This is a genomic window from Yoonia rosea (genome assembly GCF_900156505.1).
Taxonomy (GTDB): domain Bacteria; phylum Pseudomonadota; class Alphaproteobacteria; order Rhodobacterales; family Rhodobacteraceae; genus Yoonia; species Yoonia rosea.
Genome location: NZ_FTPR01000001.1, coordinates 463,949 through 486,380, shown reverse-complemented (window position 1 = coordinate 486,380; position 22,432 = coordinate 463,949). Strand labels below are relative to the sequence as shown.

Sequence of the window (22,432 nt, the reverse complement as noted above, 5' to 3'; positions counted from 1 at the left end):
GAACCATAGATAACGCATTTATGTGGCAGGCAACATAGCTGAGCAGTCACATATGCGGTACATTTTGGCGCAGGCCTACAGTGCCAGACCACCGCCCACAGCATAGGTCAGCCCAGCCATCAACAGCCCACCAATCACCAGCCGCACCAACCATTTGAGCGTATCTTCAATCGCGCCAAGACGGCGGGCCACATTGGCCCTGTGCACCTCATCCACGGCATTACGCATCTCAAGAGCGACGATCCGGCGCTCGAGCTGGCTGGCCCAGTTATTCTCCATTTTTGGCCTGCCACGCGGACAGGGCCGGATTATCGGCAGGCCGTGCAGACGGAGCTTGGAGCGCCTTTGACACGCTCAGGCTTTGCACGATAGCGCGTTGAAATTCCTGCGATTTCACCTGATGCCGTGCGCCAAAATAGAAACTTACAATCGCGCCCATCAGCCACCAAAGCGGTTCCGGCACCAGCGCAAGGCCTTCCATCCCTTTCGCAAACCGTTCAGGATCTTGCATCGCCATCGCAAAGAGCCAGATTGTCCCCAAAGCAAGTGCGGGGCGCGGCAGACGGTTCAGCCCGTCAACCATCCGGTCAAAAAGGCCGCGCTGCGGACGCGCAAATTCAGCGGCAAGCTGTGTCAGGCTATCGTTGCGCGCTGACGCATCCCGCACCGCCCCGTTTTCCGCATTTTCACGGAATATCTGTGCCGTCTCGACGATCACATTGCGATTATCACCAAAGAGAAACGACATCACAGTTGGAATCAGACCCATTGTGCAACCCTCGCTTTGTGTTGTGCGTCTGTCAGGTGATAGCGGGCGGCCATAAATTCCTCGGCCCGCTTGATCCAACCGCCTTTACCCCCATCGCGGCGCATCGCGTATTTGCGGCTCGTCGGACGCCTGTCTGCCAGATCATAGTAATAGTTGCGCCGCGCAATCCCGTAGGCATCGACAAGATGATCTGGGGCCGCGTCCATCGCCTGCCGCGCTGCGGCAACCGTTCTGGGCCCGATGATCCCGTCAATGGTCACCTCAATCCGCATATCGCACAGCAAGCGTTGCAGGATTTTCACCGCATTGGCCCCTGCGTTCACATACATATCGAAAACACTCGGCTGTAGCGGCACAGGCAACCGGTCAATGCGTGGTCCGCGAAAGTAATGCTCTACAAAGATCGACACCGCATGGGCGCGTGTCAGCACCCGCAAATCGCTGCTGTCAATTTGGCCATCCTTCGTCAGATCAAGCCCCAAGCGGCGCATGGTATGCACTGTGACACCATAATTTGTCGGCCCGCCGGGATCATCGGGGTCGTTCACATAGCCGCCTTCGCGGTCCACGATATCGGTGGCAATTTCGGTGACTGTCGGCATGTTCGCCCCTTCCGTATGGATGGGGCAAAGCCTGCTCTCAATTCGTTAATTCGTGACGATAGCACCGTCCGGATCAACGTAGAGACCCTGTTCCTTCAGCGCATCGAGCACCTCGGAAGGCATGTAGGTTTCATCATGTTTTGCAAGAATTTCAACAGCTTCAAAGCGGCCGTTAATGTAGTTTCCTTGCGCGACCATGCCCTGACCTTCCTCAAACAGATCAGGCAGGATGCCGGTGTAGACCACAGGCACCACAGCGCCGCCATCGGTCACAGAAAAGCTGACCTGTTCGCCCTGTCCGCGCACAAGCGAGCCTTCGGCGACCAACCCGCCAATGCGGAAACGCTCATTGGGTGGCGGCGGGGCTTCTGCCACTTCCGAGGGTGAGCGGAAGAACTGAAAACTGTCATCAGGCAGGAACCAGAGAAGAGCGAGAACCAGTGCGACACTGACGCCCGCCATCGACATCACCTGAATGCGGCGGCGCTTCTTAAGGCTCTTGAGACCACCTGTCATGGGAACACCGGCGCCAGCATCAGGCCCTCTGTTTCCGGCAAGCCCAGCATCAGGTTGGCGTTCTGGATCGCCTGCCCCGAAGAACCCTTGGTCAGGTTATCAAGGGCTGCAATCACAATCGCACGCCCCGGAATACGGTCAGCCACGACACCGATATGGCAGAAATTCGATGCCCGGATATGTTTGATCGATGGATGTTGTCCCATCGGCAGTACCTCAATAAAAGGCTCATCCGCATAAGCGGCTTTCAACGTCTCATATATAACGTCAGGATCGCCTTGCACATAGGTGGTGGCCAAAATGCCGCGGTTGGCAGGGATCAGATGCGGCGTGAACTGGATCTTCACTGGCCGACCGGCAATGGCCGAGAATTCCTGATCGAACTCGCCAAGGTGCCGGTGCGTCCCCCCGACCGAATAAGCATGCGCCCCTTCTGACAATTCTGCGTGCAACAGGTTTTCCTTCAGGCTGCGTCCTGCGCCCGATACTGCCGCTTTGAGATCAAGGATGATCTGATCCAGATCAATCACGCCTGCCTCGATCAACGGGCGCAGCACATACTGTCCTGTGGCCGCGTTGCAGCCCGTGCCAGCAACCAGCCGCGCCGCTTTGATCTCTTCACGGTAAAATTCGGTCAGCCCATAAACCGCTTCTTTTTGCATCTCGGTCGCCGCATGGCCCTTGCCGTACCATTTTTCATAGTCGGCAGGGTCGCGCAGCCGGAAGTCAGCGGACAGATCAACGATTTTCAGCGTTTTGGGCAGTTCCGCAATCACGGCCTGCGATGTGGCATGTGGCAAGGCACAGAACACCAGATCGACACCGTCGAAATCCATGTCTTCAATGGTGGTCAGCACAGGCAGATCAAGATGGCGCAGATGCGGGAATACATCGGCCATGGCCATGCCCGCCTTGGAGTTGCCCGACAGGCCCACGATTTGCAGGCCGGGGTGTGTTGCGATCAGGCGGACAAGTTCGGCACCGGTATAGCCGGAAGCGCCCAGAATAGCGACGTTATAGGTCATTTGGTTATCCCTCAGGATGAAAGGTCTTGAAATCGGTTATGCGGCGGTAAAGGTAATTTTCCGTCGCAGAAACTGGGTCGCCCGATTGGACACGCGGTCCGGATCGCCCGTTGTCAGATAGGCAGAGTCCATCCCCGGGCCAACCATCTCGGGCCGACGCTGCAGGTAATCGGCCAGGCTCTCTGCGACCAGATTGGCCTGACTGAAAACCTTGACGTTGGGTCCAAGGGCTGCCTGAAATGCCTCTTCCATCAGCGGGTAATGGGTACAGCCCAGCACCGCCGCATCAGGGTCCGGCATCTTGCGTTTGAGTGCATCAACATGGCTGCGCACCAGCGCCTCGGCGAGGATCATATCACCATCTTCGATGGCATCGACAACACCTCCGCAAGCCTGCGCCTCGACATCTACGCCGATGGCGCGGAAAGCCAGTTCGCGCTGGAATGCACGGCTCGAGACCGTGGCAGGTGTGGCAAACAATGCCACATGTTTGACGTCGACTTCGCGTGGTGGCGAATTGTCGCCCCACTGCCGTTCGGTCAAGGCCTCGATCAGCGGGACGAATACGCCCAACACGCGCTTGCCTTCGGGCACCCAGCCCTCTTGCATCCGGCGCAAAGCAGCGGCCGAGGCCGTGTTGCACGCCAAGATCACCAGATCACAGCCCGCATCAAAAAGGCGCTGCGTAGATTTGGTGGTCAGGTTGTAAATATCATCCGGCGTGCGGACACCGTAAGGCGCATGCGCACTGTCACCCATGTAGACCAGCGGAAGATCAGGCAGGCGCTTGGCCACAGCGTCCAGCACCGTAAGCCCGCCAAGACCACTATCGAATATGCCCACTGCCATTGCTGCGCACCTTGTATTTCGCTTCGAACTCATGCCCCAGGTGGGTCGGGTCCACCGAGCTTGTGCTCAACTCATACGTGGCTTTACGCAGAAAATCCATGCATCCTTTGGGGTCTTTTTTGAAACGCTCCAAGGTCGCTTGCGGGATCGGTTCACCGATGACAACGCGGACGGGTTTGTTGATCTTGGCCTTGAATTCACGGATGAACATGCCCGTGCGCAGTGTGCTATGCAGGTGGCTGGCCAGTTGGAACAGGCGGCTGTTGTGCCCTTCGAAAAACACCGGAACCACTGTTGCCCCGGATTTCGCCACCATCTTGGCGGTAAAGGTGCGCCAGCTGGGGTCCATCGGCTTGGAAAAGGGCGTGGCAGACGTGGACACCGTCCCGCCCGGGAAAATACCGATCGCGCCGCCCTCTTGCAGATAGGCAATCGCGCTCATGCGCGTTTCCAGGTTCAGCTTGGCGGCTTCTTTGGTCTCATCAAAGGAAATCGGCAGGATGATGCGTTCAAGATCGGCCGCGCGCCGGAAAATCCGGTGCGCAAGCACACGAAAATCGCCCTGCCTGCGCGCCGACAGGATACGCCCCATCATCAAGCCATCAAGAATACCATAGGGGTGGTTGGACACCACAATCAGCGGCCCTGTGCGCGGGATATTCTCAAGCGACCCGCCAATGACATCAAGCTCGACACCATAGCGGGTGCACATGACCTCCCAGAAGTCCGCCCCCGCCGCGACCTCGGCGTCATAGCCTTTCGCTTTCCGGATCAGCCGCAAACGCCCCGTTGCGTTCTCCATGACACGGATGACCGCACGCCCGGAACGGCGCTTGGCGGACGAGGCATAGGTAATATCACGGGCGGCATCAAGGTCGGTTGCAGGCATGGCAGGAATATCCAAGAAACGATTCATGGTCGTTTACCCGGCAAATACGAAAATATCATGACGAAGTGACTATTCCGCCGCCTGCTGCATCGGCGCCGCCCGCAAGACCGCGAGCAGCTCTTCACGGCGCTTGGCAGCCTTGCGCGCATTTGCCTCTTTGACCGGACCAAAGCCACGAATTTCACCGGGTAATGCCGCCAATGCAATCGCCGCATCCCGCGTGTCGGGACGCATGATTTGCAGGACCTCGGCCATGTCCGCCTCATATTCCTTGATCAATGCCCGCTCCATCCGGCGCTCGGCTGTGCGCCCGAATGGATCAAAAGGCGTCCCGCGCAGGAATTTCAGCTTTGCAAGTTTCGGAAATGCCCACGCCATGCGTTGGCCGAATTCCTTTTTCGCGGGTCGCCCGTCTGGGCCTGTCTTCGTCAGCATTGGCGGAGCCAAATGATATGTCAGCTTCAGATCGCCATCAAATTCGGATTTTGCTTTTTCTTCGGTCTGCGTCAGCAGCCGCGCCACTTCGTATTCATCCTTATAGGCCAAGAGCTTATGATAACCTGTTGCCACCGCGGCGCGCATTCCTTCATCCATGAAAGACTCCACCATTTTGCGATACCGCTTGGCCAACCGCTTGCCCTGATAGTCGACGAGGTGCGCCTCGCGGAACGCGATTTTCTCGGCCGTGGATTTGGGCAATGCCACAACATTCGGTGTCAACAAGGCCTCCGCATCCGCCGGATGCAGATAGGCCCAGCGGCCCAATTCAAAGGCACGAATGTTACGATCCACAGCGGCACCATTGAGTTTAATTGCCTGCAGGATCGCCTCATAACCCACTGGAATTGCACCCATTTGCCATGCTGCCCCAAAGACCATCATGTTGGAATAGATACTGTCCCCCAAAAGCGCCTTGGCCAGATCAGAGGCATCAAACATCGCCAATCCATCCGACAGACGCGCGCCGAGCGCGACCTTCAATTCCTCACTGGGCAGCCGGAATTCGGTGTTACGGGTGAAATCGCCGGTGATGATCTCATGACTGTTCACCACACCTTTGGTGCGCCCTGTTTTCATCAGGCCCAGCGTTTTGGCACCCGCAGAGACGACCAGATCACCGCCAATCAACGCGTCACATTCGCCTGTCGCAACCCGGATCGCGTTGATATCGCTTGGCTTTTCGCCGATACGGCAATGGATATGCACAGCGCCACCTTTTTGGGCCAGCCCCGCCATCTCCATCATGCCCGCGCCTTTGCCGTCGATATGCGCGGCCATCGCCAGCACGGCACCGATTGTGACAACGCCCGTGCCGCCGACACCGGTAATCACGACATTGTGGGTCCCATTGATCGCAGGCAGCATCGGCGCGGGCATGTCGGGCAGATCAACGTCCGCTGTCGCCTCTTTGCGGATTTTCGCGCCTTCGATCGTCACAAAAGACGGGCAGAACCCTTTAACGCAGGAGAAATCCTTATTGCACGACGACTGGTCAATCGCACGCTTGCGGCCCAGTTCCGTTTCAACCGGCACGATGGACACGCAGTTGGATTGCACCCCGCAATCGCCGCAGCCTTCACAGATATCTGTGTTGATAAACACCCGCTTGTCAGGATCAGGAAACTGTCCGCGCTTACGGCGACGCCTCTTTTCCGCAGCACAGGTTTGCACGTAAACGATAGCCGATACGCCTTTGTATTTACTGAATTTCTCCTGAACTAATGGCATCTCGGCCCGTTCATGGACGTCCAGCCCCTTTGGGAACTGTGCGAGGTCGATATCTTCTTTTTCGTCATAGACAAGGGCCACGTTGCGTACCCCCATGGCCTGAATTTCGCGGCAAATCTGATCAGCGGTCAGCCCGCCGTCATTGCCCTGACCACCCGTCATGGCCACTGCGTCATTATACAAAATCTTATAGGTGATATTGGTGCCTGCCATGAGCGCGAACCGAATGGCCTGCACGCCGGAATGGTTATAGGTACCATCACCCAAATTCTGGAACACATGGTCACGGGTCGAAAACGGCGCCTCACCGACCCAGTTCGCGCCCTCGCCCCCCATCTGCGTAAAGCCCACGGTTTCGCGGTCCATCCACTGAACCATATAGTGACAGCCAATGCCGGCGTAGGCGCGCGATCCTTCGGGGACTTTGGTTGATGAGTTATGCGGACAGCCGGAACAGAAATAGGGCAAGCGCTGCGCGATTTCGGGCGCGTTATCGGCGCGGCGCGCCTCGGCCAGTTGCGCAAGACCTGCCTCAACCCCTGCCGAGCCACAGCCCTCTTCCACCAAGATGCCGCCCAGTTTTTCCGCGGTCACAATGGGGTTCAGATCCGCTTTGGTTTGGAACACCTCTTCGCGGCGCCCTTCGGAATGTTCATCGCCCTTGTGCCAGCCGTAAACGCGTCGACCGTCACGGTCGTCAAACAACGCCTCTTTGACCTGCACCTCGATCAACTTGCGCTTTTCCTCAACCACCACAATCAGATCGAGCCCTTCGGCCCATTCATGGAACGACGCCATATCCAGCGGCCAAACCTGCCCCACCTTATATGTGGTGATGCCAAGGCGTTCGGCCTCGGCTTCGTCTATATTCAAAAGCGCCAGTGCGTGCTGCAGATCAAGCCAGTTCTTGCCCGCCGCCACGAACCCGATCTTGGCCCCCGGCTTGCCCCATTTACGCTGGTCCATCTTATTGGCCCGGCTAAACGCCTCGGCGGCAAAGCGTTTGTGGTCGATCATCCGCGCCTCTTGCAGCTGCGGCGTATCAACAAGGCGGATATTCAAACCGCCCTCGGGCAAGTCCAGATCAGGACGGACGAAAGACATACGGTCAGGATCACCGTCCACCACGGACGTCACCTCGATTGTGTCTTTCATCGTCTTCAGGCCGACCCAGACACCGGCATATCGCGACAATTCCCACGCATAGAGCCCGTAATCGAGGATTTCCTGCACACCCGCAGGCGATACAATCGGCATATAGGCATCAATCATCGCCCAGTCCGATTGATGCAGGGTGGTCGAGCTTTCACCCGTATGGTCATCGCCCATCGCCATGATCACGCCGCCATGTGGCGACGTCCCTGCCATATTGGCGTGGCGCATCACGTCACCCGAACGGTCCACACCCGGCCCTTTACCGTACCAAAGGCCGAAGACACCGTCATATTTGCCTTCACCCCGAAGCTCGGCCTGCTGACTGCCCCAAAGGGCGGTCGCGGCCAGATCCTCGTTCAATCCGGGCTGGAATGTCACCTGCGCGGGTTCCAGCACGTCCTTGGCGCGGGTCATCTGCGTATCAACGGCACCCAGCGGCGACCCGCGATAGCCAGTCACATAGCCTGCGGTATTCAAACCCGCCTTGGCGTCACGCGCCCGCTGCATCAACATCAGACGCACAAGCGCCTGAGTGCCGTTCAGCAAAATCTGGTGTTTCTTCAGGTCATACCGATCATTGAGTGACACATTCTGATGTGACATCCCGCACCTCCCCGCGCGTCGATTACACATCCAAGTATAGGTCAAAATTGCTGACCTACAAAGCACAAAATAAATCAGATCGTGGTTTGCATAAAAACACCGGTTTCGGGTAATGTCCGCAAATCAAATACAAGAAATTATTTTTAAAAAGGCCGTTATGGACTGGGATAAACTAAGAATCTTTCACGCCGTCGCGGATGCGGGATCGCTGACGCACGCCGGAGATACACTGCACCTGTCGCAATCGGCGGTCAGCCGCCAGATTCGTGCGCTGGAAGAATCACTCAACACAACATTGTTTCACCGCCATGCACGCGGCCTGATCCTGACCGAACAGGGCGAATTGTTGTTCGACGCCACCAAAAGCATGAACAAACGGCTTGAGGCCGCGTCAGCACGTATCCGTGACAGCGAAGAAGAAGTGTTTGGCGAGCTTCGCGTCACCACGACCACCGGCTTTGGCACGCTCTGGCTCGCTCCACGCCTGCCCAAGCTCTACGAACTCTACCCTGATCTGAAAATCGACCTGATGCTGGAAGAACGCGTGCTTGACCTCCCCATGCGCGAGGCTGACGTGGCGATCCGCATGAAAGAGCCCTCGCAGGCGGACCTGATCCGCAAACGGCTGATGTCGGTCAGAATGCGCCTCTATGCGTCGAAAACTTATCTGGAAACCAACAAAGCGCCAGTCGAGATATCGGATATCTCTGACCACAGGCTGATCTGTCAAAGCCTCAATTCCATTCAGGTCGCAGCGGGGGCCACACTGCTGCAACATCTGATGACCTATGACATTCCCAACACGTTCACCGTGAACAACTATTTCGGGGTGCTTCAGGGGGTGATCAACAATATCGGCATCGGCGTCCTTCCTGACTACCTGACCGAGGATTTCCCTGATCTTGTCCGCGTCCTGCCGGATCTGGAAAGCGGCGAAGTGCCCGTTTTCCTCGCATATCCCGAAGAATTGCGGCAATCCAAACGCATCTCGGCCTTTCGCGACTTCGTGCAGGACGAGATTTTCACGCATCGGCGGAAAATGCGTGAAGCGGTCGAAATCTAGCCCGAGACAACCCTAAGAAGAATTTGGTTTCAAAAACAACGCCAAAGCCCATCACGCATGTAAACCGAGCCGCAAGCTATGCATTGCGGACATAGCGGCATTGCGAAAATTTGACCCATTTTTTCTTGATTGGTCAAAAAACGCACCCTATTTGATCTCTCGAAGGCGACGATGCGATAGCGCTCATCACCTTCACCTCCCTGTTGGACTTCGCCGGGCCTTGTGCCCGGCATTTTTTTTGGCGCCGTGCCGTCCGTGCCGGCATTCCAGAAATACCGCATCGGCATGTTTCTAAAGCGCACAAATCAACAGCTCTCTTTCCCTCCTACGCGCAACCCCGTAAAACACGCGCGACTCAAGCGCGGGGGACCAAGATGCAAGAGCCAGCAATCACCGAAGACCTGATCGCAGCCCATGGGCTTTCGCCTGATGAATATCAGCGGATCCTCGAGATCATAGACCGCGAACCGACCTTCACGGAACTCGGCATCTTTTCGGCAATGTGGAACGAGCATTGCTCTTACAAGTCCTCGAAAAAATGGCTGCGGACCCTGCCCACGACTGGCCCCCAAGTGATCTGTGGCCCCGGAGAAAACGCAGGTGTCGTTGACATCGGTGACGGGCAAGCAGTGGTTTTCAAAATGGAAAGCCACAACCACCCCAGCTACATTGAACCCTATCAGGGTGCGGCCACAGGCGTCGGCGGTATCCTGCGTGATGTGTTTACCATGGGCGCGCGCCCGATTGCGGCGATGAACTCGCTCTCCTTCGGCGAACCGACACACCCCAAAACACGGCAGCTGGTCAACGGCGTTGTCGCCGGTGTCGGTGGCTACGGCAACTGCTTTGGCGTGCCCACCGTGGGCGGCGAAGTGCGCTTTGATCCCGCCTATAACGGCAACTGCCTTGTGAACGCCTTCGCCGCAGGCCTCGCGGATGCGGACAAGATTTTCTACTCCGCCGCCTCCGGCATTGGCATGCCCGTGGTTTATTTGGGCGCCAAGACGGGCCGCGACGGTGTCGGTGGTGCGACGATGGCCAGCGCCGAATTCGACGACACCATCGAGGAAAAGCGCCCCACTGTGCAGGTCGGTGATCCGTTCACCGAAAAACGCCTGATGGAAGCCACGCTTGAACTGATGGCCACCGGCGCCGTGATTTCCATTCAGGATATGGGCGCTGCCGGTCTGACATGTTCGGCGGTGGAAATGGGCGATAAGGGCGGCTTGGGTGTCAAACTCAACCTAAATGCAGTCCCACAGCGCGAAGAGAACATGACCGCCTATGAAATGATGCTCTCAGAAAGCCAGGAACGCATGTTGATGGTGCTCAAACCCGCGCTTGAGGCCGAGGCCCGCGCCGTGTTCGAGAAATGGGACCTCGATTTTGCGATCGTCGGCGAAACAATCGCCGAAGATCGCTTCATCATCGAGCACAACGGCAAGATCATGGCCGATCTGCCCTTGGCGACCCTCTCCGGCTCTGCCCCCGAATACGATCGCCCGTGGGAACCCACACCCCCTGCGGCCCCATTGGGCGAGGTGCCGGGTGTGCATCCTATCGACGGGCTGAAGGCGCTGATCAGCAGCCCCAACTATGCAGGCAAACAATGGGTTTATGAGCAATATGACCAACAGGTCATGGGCGACACCGCGCGCACGCCTGGCGCGGGTTCGGGCATCGTACGGGTGCACGGCACCGATAAATCGCTGGCCTTCACCTCGGACGTGACCCCGCGCTATGTCAAAGCCAACCCTGTTGAGGGCGGCAAACAGGCCGTCGCCGAAGCCTACCGCAACCTGACCGCCGTGGGTGCGACCCCCTTGGCAACGACCGATAACATGAACTTCGGCAACCCCGAAAAGCCGCGCATCATGGGGCAATTCGTGGGCGCGATCCAAGGCATCGGCGAGGCCGTCAAAGCGCTCGACATGCCGATCGTGTCGGGCAACGTGTCACTTTATAATGAAACCGACGGAAAGGGCATTCTGCCCACGCCCACCATCGGCGCCGTCGGTATCATCCACCACCCCGATCACATGATCACCGGTGATATCCGCGAAGGCCATGTGCTGCTGGTGCTCGGCGACACCACCGGTCACCTTGGCCAATCCGCGCTGCTTGCCGAAGTGTACGGTCGCGCCGAAGGCGATGCGCCTCCCGTCGATCTTGCCGCAGAGAAAGCTCATGGTGATTTCATCCGCGCCAACCACGCCTATATCAAGGCCTGCACCGACCTCAGCGACGGCGGTCTGGCCCTTGCGGCCTTCGAGTTGGCCGAGGCGGCAGGGGTCGGGATCACGCTGGATGCAGAAGACACGCCGACCCTCTTTGGCGAGGATCAGGCGCGCTACCTGATCGCCTGCAACTTCGATCAGGCCGAAGCACTGATGATCGCCGCCAGTCAGGCGGGCGTTCCGCTGGTGACTGTGGGCAAAGTGGGCGGCGACCAGATTACCTTTGGCAGCCAGAGCGCACCCCTGTCAGAACTCGGCCTGATCTTCCGCACCGCGTTTGAAAACGCGGTCGCCTGATTATCATCTTGCCCGAAATACTCCCGCCGGAGGCATCCCCACTTGTCCCCCGGCGCAAGCGGCCCTAACTTAAAACAAACGCACCAAAAGGACCGCAAATGCCTATCACCGCCTTCGAGATCGAGACCCTCCTGCGCGAAACCTTCCCTGACGCCACAATCAACGTGCAGGGTAACGACGGGTCCCATTTTGCGGCCGAAGTTATCGACGAGAGCTTTCGTGGCAAAAACCGCGTCCAGCAACAACGCGCTGTCTATGCCGCCCTTAAGGGCAAGATGGACGGCAGCAACGGCGAGTTACACGCGCTGGCTTTGACAACCAAGGCGCCCGTATGAGCGGAGAGACCATCGTCATATTGCTTCTCGTCCTGATCGCGGTAGGTGGCATGCTGCTTATGGTCTTCGGTGACAAGCGCCGCAAGAACGCGCCAACCCAAGACAAGGGCAGCAATCCCGGCCAAGGATATCATCTTATTCAGCCGAACGCTTCTAGCGGCAGGGATATGAGTTCGTCGGCCTACCGCGTGCCAAAAGATCCTAATGACTATGCGAAGATTTTCGCTCAAACCAGAACGGACAAAAAATGACAGCCCAAGACCAAATCAAAGAAACCGTCACATCCAACGACGTCGTCCTTTTCATGAAAGGTACCAAAAGCATGCCACAGTGCGGGTTCTCGTCCCGTGTCGCTGGCGTGTTGAACTTCATGGGCGTGGACTATGCCGATGTGAACGTGCTGGCCGATGACGACATCCGTCAGGGGATCAAAGACTACTCTGACTGGCCGACCATCCCGCAGCTTTACGTCAAAGGCGAATTCGTCGGCGGCTGCGACATTATCACGGAGATGACCCTGTCGGGTGAACTGGACACTCTCTTTACCGAAAGCGGCGTCGCCTTCGATAAAGACGCGGCCGAAAAAATCCGCGAAGCAAACAGCTAGAATAGCAAAGGCGGGCGCCCTGCCCGCCTTTTGTCTATCGCGCCTCGACCTGATCGGCCAAAGCTTCGGCCCGCGCCGCGATCTCTGCCAAAGCATCCGTCACAGCCGCAGGCACCACAGGCACCTCGACACGCACGGGTGCAGGTGCCGGTTGGCTTTGCAGGTTCTCCATCTGCGCGCGCATATTGGCAGCCTCTGTTTCCAGCTGCCGCACCTTGTCTTCAAGTGATGCGGTCTTGTCCGCCAGCATCAGACCCGCCATCAAAAGCATGCGCCCCTCGGGCATCCGGCCAATCTGATCCGCCAGATGGCTGGCTTCCGCATCCAGCATCGCCGCGGCAGAATGCAGGAATTGCTCTTCACCGTCCTGACAGGCGACCTCAAAGGTCCGCCCCCCGATAGCAATCTCAACCTGCGGCATGGGATGTCTCCTCGATCAGGGGCTTCAACTCGTCCAGAATGGCATCAATCTCGGCTGCATCGGCAGAACGCTGCGCGCTTAACGCCTCAATTTCGGCAGTGACCGCTGCATCATGCAATTCCGGCGCAAGGCCCGTGGTCACAGCCTCGCGCAGCTTTGCGTTCATCTCGCGCAACTGAACGTTCGAGGCGCGCAATTGCTGCAACTCCTCGTCCAGCTTCATCAGATGCTTGCTCTGTGTCTCGGCACGCAGCGTCAGGTTGGCCACCTGCGTATCCTGCCGCTCTTTCAGGACACGGACACGTTCCACCAGTTCGGCGTTTTGCGCGCGCTCCTGATCAAGGGCCGCCTGCAGCGCGGGATCGGCGGCAGTTTGCCCACCGGCGGCATCCAGACCCTGCCTGATCCTGTCTAGCGCTGCGGTGATGCGGCTTTCCAATATACTTATGTCACTCATCCGCTCGTCCTTTCATGGCGCAAAGGGCGTGCCCGTCTTAGCCATCGTCTTTGTAACCACTTGCTTTTCCGCCCGACTGCCGCGGCAAAAATGTTCCGAATCGTACCTGTTGGTTTCAAGCGTATGCCATCACCGGCCCTGCCGCAAACCACAGCGTACCAAGAATATGAGTAACTTAGCCGTCACGCTTGATCTTGGGTTCGGTCCTGATATGACGCTGCCAACGCCTGATGTTCACCAATCGTAAATAGGACCTGATCACTTGGATATTGCAGCCCTGCGCACCGCACACCCCGACCACTGGATGAAAGCCACCGCCATCCGCACCCTGACGCTGGATGCGGTCGCCGCAGCAAACTCTGGCCACTCCGGCATGCCCATGGGCATGGCCGATGTGGCAACCGTGCTGTTTGAAAAACACCTCAAGTTCGATCCTAAAGCGCCCGAGTGGCCCGATCGTGACCGCTTTATCCTGTCCGCAGGCCACGGCTCGATGCTGCTCTATTCCCTGATGTATCTGACCGGATACGAGGATATGCCGCTCGAGCAGATCAAGGACTTCCGCCAATGGGGCGCCCGCACCGCAGGCCACCCTGAATTCGGTCATGCGCGCGGGATTGAAACCACGACAGGCCCGCTGGGCCAAGGGATCGCCAATTCGGTCGGTTTCGCCATCGCCGAGGAAATCCAGCGCGCCACATGGGGCAAGAAGATCGTCGATCACCGCACCTATGTTATGGCCGGCGACGGTTGTTTGATGGAGGGCGTCAGCCAGGAAGCGATTGCGCTGGCGGGCATGCAGAAGCTGTCTCACCTGATCGTGTTCTGGGACAACAACAACATCACCATCGACGGCACCGTCGATATCGCCGACATCACAAACCAGCCGATGCGGTTTGAGGCCTCGGGCTGGCACGTCCAATCCATCGACGGCCATGATCCAGAGGCCATCGACGCGGCCATCACGGCAGCGAAGAATGACCCCCGCCCGTCGATGATCGCCTGCAAAACCCATATCGCACTGGGCCACGCAGCACAGGACACGTCCAAAGGTCACGGCGCCCTGACCAACGCCGACCAGTTGAAAGCCGCGAAAGAAGCCTATGGCGCGCCGATGGGTGATTTCGAAGTCGCCGCTGACGCGCTCAAGCAATGGGCCGAGATCGGCGCACGGGGGGCCAAGGCCCATAAAGAATGGCACGACCGTTTCAACGCGCTTTCGGCCAATAAGCAGGCCGAATTCAAACGCATCTACGCCGGTGAAGCGCCAAAGCGCCTGTCCGCCACGATCCGTGCGCTGAAAAAGCAGATCAGCGAAGGCGCACCCTCGGTTGCAACCCGTAAGTCCTCGGAAATGACGCTCGAGGTCATCAACCCGATCATGCAGGAAACCATCGGTGGTTCGGCGGACCTGACAGGATCAAACAACACGCTGACCAAAGACATGGGCACCTTCCACCCCGATACCCGCAAGGGCCGTTACATCTATTACGGTGTGCGCGAACACGGGATGGCCGCAGCCATGAACGGCATGGCGCTGCACGGTGGTGCGCGCGCTTATGGCGGGACGTTCATGTGCTTTACCGATTATGCACGCGGCGCGATGCGTCTGTCCGCGCTGATGGGCGTGCCGACGACTTATGTCATGACACATGACAGCATCGGTCTTGGCGAAGACGGGCCCACACACCAGCCTGTCGAACACCTCGCCATGCTGCGCGCCACGCCCAACATGAACGTGTTCCGCCCTGCCGATACGGTGGAAACCGCCGAAGCATGGGAAATCGCGCTCACATCGCAGAAAACGCCCAGCGTGCTGGCCCTGACCCGTCAGAACCTGCCCACCGTGCGCACCGAGCATAAGAACAAGAACATGGTCGCCCAGGGCGCCTATGTGCTGGCCGATGCCGAAGGCAAACGCCAGGCGATCCTGCTGGCCACAGGCTCTGAAGTGTCTATCGCGATGGAAGCCCGCGATCTGCTGCAAGCAGAAGGGATCGGCACCCGCGTTGTGTCCATGCCGTGCTGGGAACTCTTCGAAGAGCAAGAGGAAAGCTACCGCAAGCGCGTCCTGCCCGGTGGTCCTGTGCGCGTCGCAATCGAGGCGGGCATCCGCTTTGGCTGGGACCGCTGGTTGTTCGGCGAGCGCGGCAAGCGCGAAAAATCCGGCTTTGTCGGCATGCACGGCTTTGGCGCATCCGCCCCTGCCGAGCGGCTTTTCAAAGAGTTCGGGATCACCGCTGAAGACACCGCCGCCAAGGTGAAATCCCTGCTCAAGTAAACAATCACCGCCACTGCGATGCCATGGATCAAGGTCCGCACCGCAGTGGCGACATTCAGGCCTGTGGCGCGCAGCTTTGCGCGGAAAGATTGTGAGATTGGCCGTAATTAGCGGATGAACAGCACCGGAAACCAGTCTTCGCGCAGTTTTTGCCCCGGCACCATGTCATGCCCCGGAAACGGTGGCGATGTTGGACCCGGACGCGCGACATAGCGTGCATCATCGCCCAGCAGACGCAGGGAAAAGGCACGGCGCCGCGCCTTGGCCTCATTGCCGCGTGCCCCATGCAGTATGCGGTAATGAAACGCCACCGCATCGCCTGGCTCCATCGCGTATTCCAAAATCTCCATCCCTTCCGCATCGGGATCGGGCACCGGCATGAAATCCTTGTCATCGGGATAAAAATCCGTCTCTGACAGCCACCGCGTCGGCAAGACCTCTTTGGGCCATTTGTGCGATCCCGCGACACAGCGCAGCGAAGCCTGTCGGACGGGATCGAGCGGCGACCAGAAACTGACGGTCTGCTGACCTTCCACAAAATAATAGGGGCTGTCCTGATGCCATGGTGTCGGCTTTGAGGTGCCAGGCTCTTTGACCAGCACATGATCATGGAAGAGCTGGCAGGTTTGCGACCCCATCAAATCGGCGGCCACTTCGGCGGCAGGCGAATGGCGGGCGGCATCCTCAAACGGGGCAATCCGGTTCCAGTTACAGTAATCGTCGAAAAAGCGCCCCGCTTCACCATCATGCAGGTTCTCGGCAGCATAGGGCCCGGGCTCTGCCATATTGGTCGTGATACCTTCACGCAGCGGTTCCACCCAATCGGCAAAAAGGCCTTTGATCAGGACCACCCCGTCGCGCTGATAAGCCTCAACATGGTCTTGTGTAATGAGCGGGTGCATCTGGCGTCCTTTCAGTTGGCCCACACTAGTAAATCAAAACATGATTCGACAGCCGCACCAATTGTTTGCGGTAACATCCTTTTAGTCGGCAAACGCGTTATCGCTAACAGCGCATGTTATCGTTAACATATTGATGAATAACACATTTTTCGTTCCCCTTGGGCGTACACCTACGTATACAACCTACAACGAGGACAGAGCGGCAAGGAATTTCAGCTATGACAGTGACCATCGGGATCAACGGTTTCGGACGCATCGGGCGCTGCACTTTGGCCCATATCACCGAGGCCGCGCGCAACGATGTGCAAGTCGTCAAAATCAACGCCACGGGCCCGATTGAAACCAACGCGCATCTGCTGAAATACGACAGTGTGCACGGCCGCTTTGGCAGCCCGATCACTGTGAAGGGCAACACGATGGATCTGGGCCGCGGCCCGATTGATGTGATGTCGACCTACGATCCCGAAGAGCTTGATTGGGAGGGCGTCGATGTCGTTCTGGAATGCACCGGCAAATTTAACGACGGTCTGAAATCCAACGTCCACCTGACGCGAGGTGCGAAAAAGGTTCTGATTTCGGCCCCCGCCAAAAACGTGGACCGCACCGTTGTGTACGGCGTAAACCACCGCGATCTGCTGAGCACCGAAAACATGGTATCGAACGGGTCTTGCACAACCAACTGTCTGGCCCCCCTCGCCAAAGTCCTCAATGACGCCATTGGCATTGAACGCGGCATCATGACAACGATCCACAGCTATACCGGCGATCAGCCCACACTGGACCGCCGCCACAGCGATCTTTACCGCGCCCGTGCTGCCGCCATGGCGATGATCCCCACATCCACCGGGGCAGCCAAAGCTCTGGGCGAAGTGCTGCCGGAACTGGCAGGCAAGCTCGACGGCACAGCGATGCGGGTTCCCACCCCCAATGTCAGTGCCGTGGACCTGACATTCGAGGCCGGAAAATCCGTCACCGTTGATGAGGTCAACGCCATCGTGGCCGAGGCTGCAGCCGGTTACATGGGCATGGTGATGTCCTATGACGACGAGGCAAAGGTTAGCATCGACTTCAACCACACCACCGAAAGTTCGATCTTTGCGCCGGATCAAACCAAGGTCGTGGGCGGGCGCACCGTGCGCGTGCTGGCGTGGTATGACAACGAATGGGGCTTTTCGGCGCGTATGGCCGATGTCGCGGCCACGATGGGACGGTTGCATTAACCTCTGCCCTGACCAGCACAAAACCTTGCAAGCCCGCATGTGCGGGCTTTGCCATTTGTGGCATCTGGGCTAAACCTCGGCCCATGACAAATACCATCGCTGTTCTTCTTGGTCTGTTCTTGGTCGCATTGCTTGGTTTCGACTACCTGCAGTACGATGGAGCTAATGCGCTGTTTCTATCGCGCAAATTTGTCGGACTTATCGAATGGATGGCGTTTTGGCGCTAAGCGCGATCAACGGTTGACCTTTTCGTATAAATCGCAATGTTAGCGCCAACATTGACCCTGAGGAGAGTACCATGGCCGTCAAAGTAGCTATTAACGGATTTGGCCGCATCGGCCGCAACGTCCTGCGGGCAATCGTCGAAAGCGGGCGCACCGACATCGAGGTTGTCGCGATCAACGATCTGGGACCGGTCGAAACCAACGCACACCTGCTCCGCTTTGACAGCGTACACGGGCGTTTCCCTGCCACGGTGACGACAACCGAAACCACTATCGACGTGGGTCGCGGACCTATTCAGGTCACCGCCATCCGCAACCCCGCAGACCTGCCATGGTCGAACGTGGATGTTGTGATGGAGTGTACCGGCATCTTCACCAGCAAAGAGGCCTGCCAAGCGCACCTTGATAACGGATCAAGCCGTGTTCTGATCTCGGCCCCCGGCAAGGATGCCGACAAAACAATCGTCTATGGCGTGAATGACGGGATGCTGACGGCTGATGATATCATAGTCTCGAACGCATCCTGCACGACGAACTGTCTGTCGCCCGTGGCCAAGGTGTTGAACGACGCAATCGGCATCACCAAAGGTTTCATGACCACAATCCACAGCTACACCGGCGACCAGCCGACGCTGGATACGATGCACAAAGACCTTTACCGCGCCCGTGCCGCCGCCCTGTCCATGATCCCCACCTCGACCGGTGCCGCCAAAGCCGTGGGCCTTGTGCTGCCGGAACTGAACGGCAAACTTGACGGTGTGGCGATCCGTGTTCCCACCCCGAATGTGTCGGTCGTGGACCTGACATTCGAGGCCAGCCGCGCCACGACAGTCGAAGAGGTCAACGCAGCCATCATCGCCGCCGCAGACGGCCCATTGAAAGGCATCCTCGGTTATACCGACCTGCCGATGGTCAGCTCGGACTTCAACCACGATCCTCACTCCTCGATCTTCCACCTCGACCAAACCAAGGTTCTGGACGGTAACATGGTCCGGATCCTGACGTGGTATGACAACGAATGGGGCTTCTCGAACCGCATGTCCGACACAGCGGTGGCAATGGGCAAGCTGATCTAGACGACAGCAACCAGACTGTTGAAAGCCGGCCTCGACGGGTCGGCTTTTTTATGGCCGTGTCCAACAGCATTGTCACGATTTCCACCAGATGCTAGCCATAAGGAAAGAAGACTGACCAAGGTGACCTGCGTGCAATATCGCGACGACATTGATGGGTTGCGTGCCGTTGCAGTGATCTTGATCGTGTTCTTTCATGTGCGCCTGTCCAACGTGCCGGGGGGCTTCATCGGCGTTGATGTTTTCTTCGTCATCAGCGGCTTTCTGATTACCAGCCTCATTTTGCGCGAAACCGCGGAAGAGCGGTTCACATTCAAGGATTTCTACCTCCGGCGCTTGCGCCGATTGGGGCCCGCTCTTTTAGTAACGATCGCGCTGACATTGCTCGCAGGGTGGTTCATTCTGCCACCAACGCTCTATCAGGCAACGGCACAAGCGGCCCTCGCGACGTTGCTTTCAGTGAGCAACATTTTTTTCTGGCAGCAAACCGGGTACTTCGATAACGCGGCCGCCTATAAGCCCCTTCTGCACACCTGGTCGTTGGCAGTTGAGGAACAGTTCTATTTCATCTGGCCAGCCGCACTGGTTATCGCTGCACGCTATCTTTCAAAAGCGGGCCTACTGGCTGCAATGATTACGCTAAGCCTTATCAGCCTCGGACTGAGCCAGATGCTCTTGGCCGACCACGCATCGGCCGCGTTCTACCTCACCCCATTCCGCATCTTTGCTTTCGGCGTCGGCGCTGTTCTGGCCCTCACCGGCTGGGAGGCGCGCAATGTGATCACCGCCAATATCGCGTCACTTAGCGGGCTCTTGATCATCCTCTTTGTGGCCGGAACGCTGCAAGAGACAGCGCCCTTTCCGGGCCTGAACGGGGCCATCCCGGTGGTCGCGACAGCACTGATGATCTACGCAGGCCCAACGGCCATCATGAACCGGGCCATAGCCTTGCCGCCGATCCGCTATATCGGACGCATTAGCTATTCGGTCTATCTCCTGCATTGGCCTTTGATCATCTATTTCATTTTTCTGTTCGGCCAGGCCCAAACGTCATTGCAAGTTTTGGGTTTGATCGCCCTGACTCTTGCGGCAGGCGCACTCATGTATCACCTGATCGAAGTCCCGTTCCGGCATAAGCGCAGCGGCCAGTTCGTGATTGGGTCACGTCAGTTGGCGCGCACCAGCCTTCTTGCGGGACTGATCATCGCACTGGTCAGCTGGCAGATTCATACAAATCGGGGCTATCCTTCACGATATACACCCGAAATCCGCGCGCTATTCGCGACACTGGACACAGCGCTTGATGAACGGACGAACGCCACCGGAGAATTCAACTGCAATGCGACAGAAAACTCTCGGCAAGTCTATTTCGATGTCTTTGCAGACTGCCTGCCTGCAGGATCAGACAGGTTGATCGTGGTTCTCGGCGATAGCCATGCCGCGGATATCTACGTGGGCCTGAACGCCGTTTTCCCTGATCATAATATCGTCCAGCTTACAGGAAACGGTTGCAATCTGGCCCAACCGGTCTCGGAGAAAGTCTTTTGCGCGCCCTTTATCGCATTTTGGCGAACCTGGCTGACTGACAACGCCGCGCGGATCAGCGCGGTGATCTATTCGCAAAGCGGCGGGTCGCTGATCGCCAGAGGAGCGGGCGGGATTGAGCGCCCCAATGCACCCGAAATTGAGAGACTGTCGCGCACATTGGTGCAGCTTCAAACCGGCGATGCACCGCTCATTTTTTGGGGGCCACGTCCACGATTTCGGCCGATCATTGATATTGCAATGGCGGGAAGTACAGATCCGGAGAACTTGCGAAACTTCTATGCAGACACCGATTTTCGGTCAGATGATCAGCTTGATCGTAAGCTTGAAAGCCATTTTTCCGGCACGGCAATCCACTATGTCTCCAGCTTCCAACCTATCTGCCAGGAGAATTGCCCGACGCTCACCGCGGACGGCCAGCTTTATATTCTCGACAATGGTCATTGGACAGTGGCCGGGGCGCGGCAAGCGGTCCAAGACGTCATTCGCAGCGACAACCGGCTGCAAACAGTTTTTGCGAGATAGCCCAAATACTTGGCAACTTGCAAAAACCGCCATGCAAAAGATGCATAACCGCTAGCGCTAACTGTCAGTTGTTTCGCGCCGCGGCTTTGCTACCTTTGTTTCACGAGATCAAACTCCGTGAATGTAAAGGAGCATCCCTATGACCGTATTGAACATAGTTCGCACAGCCGTCCGGAAACGCGTGGCCTATAGCCGCCTGAAGCATGAACTGGCCTCAATGCCACTGGAAACAGCCATCGACCTTGGCATGTTCCGTGAGGACGCCGCGAAAATCGCAGCCAAACGCATCTACGGCTAAACGCTTACGATCACTGACAGAAGACCGGCCGCGCCTTTGGGTGCGGCTTTAGTTTTTGGGGAACCCGTTCAGGAACGCATTGATCCTGTCCTGATACCCCGCCTGCCCGGCCAGATTGTTATGGGTGGCACCTGCGACCTCATGGAAGGTGACAGACAGGCCCGCCACATCCATCGCGTTCGCCAATTGCGCACCATAGCCGATAGGGATCAGTTGATCGGCCGTGCCGTGCTGGATCAGAACCGGTGCATTCAGCGCAGGCACATCATCCAGCGACCGCCATTTCTGTACGAAAGGCAGATAGCAGGCAGGCAAATAGGACCCTTTGGTCATCAATGCGCACAGCGTGGTATAGGGCGCATCAAGCAACACCGCCGCCACATCCCGTCGTGCCGCCACATGAATAGCCAGCCCGGTGCCCAGCGAAAACCCGTGCACCACAATCGGCCCGTCATGCTGAGCTGCGAGCCAATCATAGGCGGCCAGCGCATCAGCCTTGAGACCCTGTTCAGACGGGCGCCCCGCGATACCGGCCCCGCCCCGATATTCCAGCGCCGCAACGGTCCTGCCCGCATCCTGATGTGCATCCAGCGAATAGGTAAAGTAGGCCAGCGACCCACCGTTGCCCATAAAGAACAATACCGCCAAATCGTCATCGCCCTCAGAGATCGCAACTGAAACATCACGGTCTGAAACGACCTCTTGGCGAAACGCGGGATTGTCGAAGGCGTCAGCTCCAAACGGGTAGATGATGCGCGGATGGGCAACCACCATCACAGCAGCGTAGAGCAGATAGGTACCAACCAGCATC

At 57.8% G+C, this 22,432-nt stretch carries 23 protein-coding genes; 11 read left to right on the top strand and 12 right to left on the bottom strand.

Features of this window, described 5'->3' with window-relative positions:
- Positions 1-75: 75 nt before the first annotated feature.
- The 8 genes from B0B09_RS02350 to B0B09_RS02315 are packed head-to-tail and all read right to left on the bottom strand — an operon-like array spanning position 76 to position 8,136.
- Positions 76-279, bottom strand: a complete 204-nt coding sequence (locus B0B09_RS02350; RefSeq protein WP_055292571.1) for a pseudouridine synthase — start codon at positions 277-279, stop codon at positions 76-78.
- A complete protein-coding gene (locus tag B0B09_RS02345) occupies positions 269-769 on the bottom strand; it encodes a holin family protein (RefSeq protein WP_076658207.1) in 501 nt (166 codons plus the stop codon). Before B0B09_RS02345 ends, B0B09_RS02350 begins: the two co-directional genes overlap by 11 nt.
- Positions 760-1,371: a holin-associated N-acetylmuramidase gene (locus B0B09_RS02340; RefSeq protein ID WP_076658206.1), complete on the bottom strand. Its 612-nt coding sequence runs from the start codon at positions 1,369-1,371 to the stop codon at positions 760-762. The genes B0B09_RS02345 and B0B09_RS02340 overlap by 10 nt, the downstream gene beginning before the upstream one ends.
- Positions 1,372-1,416: 45 nt before the next feature.
- Positions 1,417-1,887, bottom strand: a complete 471-nt coding sequence (gene ccmE / locus B0B09_RS02335) for a cytochrome c maturation protein CcmE (protein ID WP_076658205.1) — start codon at positions 1,885-1,887, stop codon at positions 1,417-1,419.
- Positions 1,884-2,912, bottom strand: coding sequence for an N-acetyl-gamma-glutamyl-phosphate reductase (argC, locus tag B0B09_RS02330; RefSeq protein WP_076658204.1), 1,029 nt, complete (start codon positions 2,910-2,912; stop codon positions 1,884-1,886). The genes ccmE and argC overlap by 4 nt, the downstream gene beginning before the upstream one ends.
- Positions 2,913-2,948: 36 nt before the next feature.
- Entirely contained in the window at positions 2,949-3,761 is an 813-nt protein-coding gene (locus B0B09_RS02325; protein ID WP_076658203.1) for a glutamate racemase, read from the bottom strand.
- The gene (locus tag B0B09_RS02320) at positions 3,739-4,677 is read right to left on the bottom strand and encodes a lysophospholipid acyltransferase family protein (RefSeq protein ID WP_242654323.1); all 939 of its coding nucleotides are present in this window, start codon (positions 4,675-4,677) and stop codon (positions 3,739-3,741) included. Before B0B09_RS02320 ends, B0B09_RS02325 begins: the two co-directional genes overlap by 23 nt.
- Before the next feature lie 42 nt (positions 4,678-4,719).
- Positions 4,720-8,136 carry an indolepyruvate ferredoxin oxidoreductase family protein gene (locus B0B09_RS02315; protein WP_076658202.1) on the bottom strand — a complete coding sequence of 1,139 codons (3,417 nt, stop codon included), beginning with the start codon at positions 8,134-8,136 and terminating at the stop codon, positions 4,720-4,722.
- Positions 8,137-8,293: 157 nt separating this feature from the next.
- Between B0B09_RS02315 and B0B09_RS02310 the strand changes: the two genes are divergently transcribed.
- From B0B09_RS02310 to grxD, 5 genes are all read left to right on the top strand, one after another.
- The gene (locus B0B09_RS02310) at positions 8,294-9,199 is read left to right on the top strand and encodes a LysR family transcriptional regulator (protein ID WP_076659743.1); all 906 of its coding nucleotides are present in this window, start codon (positions 8,294-8,296) and stop codon (positions 9,197-9,199) included.
- A gap of 374 nt (positions 9,200-9,573) precedes the next feature.
- Positions 9,574-11,733, top strand: coding sequence for a phosphoribosylformylglycinamidine synthase subunit PurL (purL, locus tag B0B09_RS02300; RefSeq protein ID WP_076658200.1), 2,160 nt, complete (start codon positions 9,574-9,576; stop codon positions 11,731-11,733).
- Positions 11,734-11,831: 98 nt separating this feature from the next.
- Positions 11,832-12,068, top strand: a complete 237-nt coding sequence (locus B0B09_RS02295) for a BolA/IbaG family iron-sulfur metabolism protein (RefSeq protein WP_076658199.1) — start codon at positions 11,832-11,834, stop codon at positions 12,066-12,068.
- Positions 12,065-12,319 (top strand): hypothetical protein, encoded by a 255-nt coding sequence (locus B0B09_RS02290; RefSeq protein WP_076658198.1) that lies wholly within the window; start codon positions 12,065-12,067, stop codon positions 12,317-12,319. The genes B0B09_RS02295 and B0B09_RS02290 overlap by 4 nt, the downstream gene beginning before the upstream one ends.
- Positions 12,316-12,675 (top strand): Grx4 family monothiol glutaredoxin, encoded by a 360-nt coding sequence (gene grxD / locus B0B09_RS02285; RefSeq protein WP_076658197.1) that lies wholly within the window; start codon positions 12,316-12,318, stop codon positions 12,673-12,675. Before B0B09_RS02290 ends, grxD begins: the two co-directional genes overlap by 4 nt.
- A gap of 34 nt (positions 12,676-12,709) precedes the next feature.
- Here the strand turns inward: grxD and B0B09_RS02280 are convergent, their stop codons facing one another.
- Together B0B09_RS02280 and B0B09_RS02275 are read right to left on the bottom strand one after the other, a co-directional pair.
- A complete protein-coding gene (locus tag B0B09_RS02280; protein ID WP_076658196.1) occupies positions 12,710-13,096 on the bottom strand; it encodes a cell division protein ZapA in 387 nt (128 codons plus the stop codon).
- The gene (locus tag B0B09_RS02275) at positions 13,083-13,553 is read right to left on the bottom strand and encodes a hypothetical protein (RefSeq protein ID WP_076658195.1); all 471 of its coding nucleotides are present in this window, start codon (positions 13,551-13,553) and stop codon (positions 13,083-13,085) included. Before B0B09_RS02275 ends, B0B09_RS02280 begins: the two co-directional genes overlap by 14 nt.
- 262 nt (positions 13,554-13,815) lie before the next feature.
- On the opposite strand from B0B09_RS02275, the gene tkt reads away from it, so the two are divergent.
- Positions 13,816-15,834, top strand: a complete 2,019-nt coding sequence (gene tkt, locus B0B09_RS02270) for a transketolase (RefSeq protein WP_076658194.1) — start codon at positions 13,816-13,818, stop codon at positions 15,832-15,834.
- Between the two features lie 107 nt (positions 15,835-15,941).
- Here the strand turns inward: tkt and B0B09_RS02265 are convergent, their stop codons facing one another.
- A complete protein-coding gene (locus tag B0B09_RS02265) occupies positions 15,942-16,736 on the bottom strand; it encodes a phytanoyl-CoA dioxygenase family protein (protein ID WP_076658193.1) in 795 nt (264 codons plus the stop codon).
- A 218-nt stretch (positions 16,737-16,954) separates the two neighbouring features.
- Here B0B09_RS02265 and gap (B0B09_RS02260) point away from each other — a divergent pair, with 218 nt between their 5' ends.
- From gap (B0B09_RS02260) to B0B09_RS17840, 5 genes are all read left to right on the top strand, one after another.
- Positions 16,955-17,956: a type I glyceraldehyde-3-phosphate dehydrogenase gene (gene gap, locus B0B09_RS02260; RefSeq protein WP_055292557.1), complete on the top strand. Its 1,002-nt coding sequence runs from the start codon at positions 16,955-16,957 to the stop codon at positions 17,954-17,956.
- Between the two features lie 83 nt (positions 17,957-18,039).
- Complete coding sequence (locus B0B09_RS17845; protein WP_055292556.1) at positions 18,040-18,183, top strand: hypothetical protein; 144 nt, start codon at positions 18,040-18,042, stop codon at positions 18,181-18,183.
- Between the two features lie 71 nt (positions 18,184-18,254).
- Complete coding sequence (gene gap, locus B0B09_RS02255; RefSeq protein WP_076658192.1) at positions 18,255-19,256, top strand: type I glyceraldehyde-3-phosphate dehydrogenase; 1,002 nt, start codon at positions 18,255-18,257, stop codon at positions 19,254-19,256.
- Between the two features lie 129 nt (positions 19,257-19,385).
- A complete protein-coding gene (locus B0B09_RS02250; protein WP_076659741.1) occupies positions 19,386-21,323 on the top strand; it encodes an acyltransferase family protein in 1,938 nt (645 codons plus the stop codon).
- A 139-nt stretch (positions 21,324-21,462) separates the two neighbouring features.
- Positions 21,463-21,621, top strand: a complete 159-nt coding sequence (locus B0B09_RS17840; RefSeq protein ID WP_165689279.1) for a hypothetical protein — start codon at positions 21,463-21,465, stop codon at positions 21,619-21,621.
- A 48-nt stretch (positions 21,622-21,669) separates the two neighbouring features.
- Here the strand turns inward: B0B09_RS17840 and B0B09_RS02245 are convergent, their stop codons facing one another.
- Positions 21,670-22,431, bottom strand: coding sequence for an alpha/beta hydrolase (locus B0B09_RS02245; RefSeq protein ID WP_076658191.1), 762 nt, complete (start codon positions 22,429-22,431; stop codon positions 21,670-21,672).
- Between the last annotated feature and the right edge of the window lies 1 nt (position 22,432).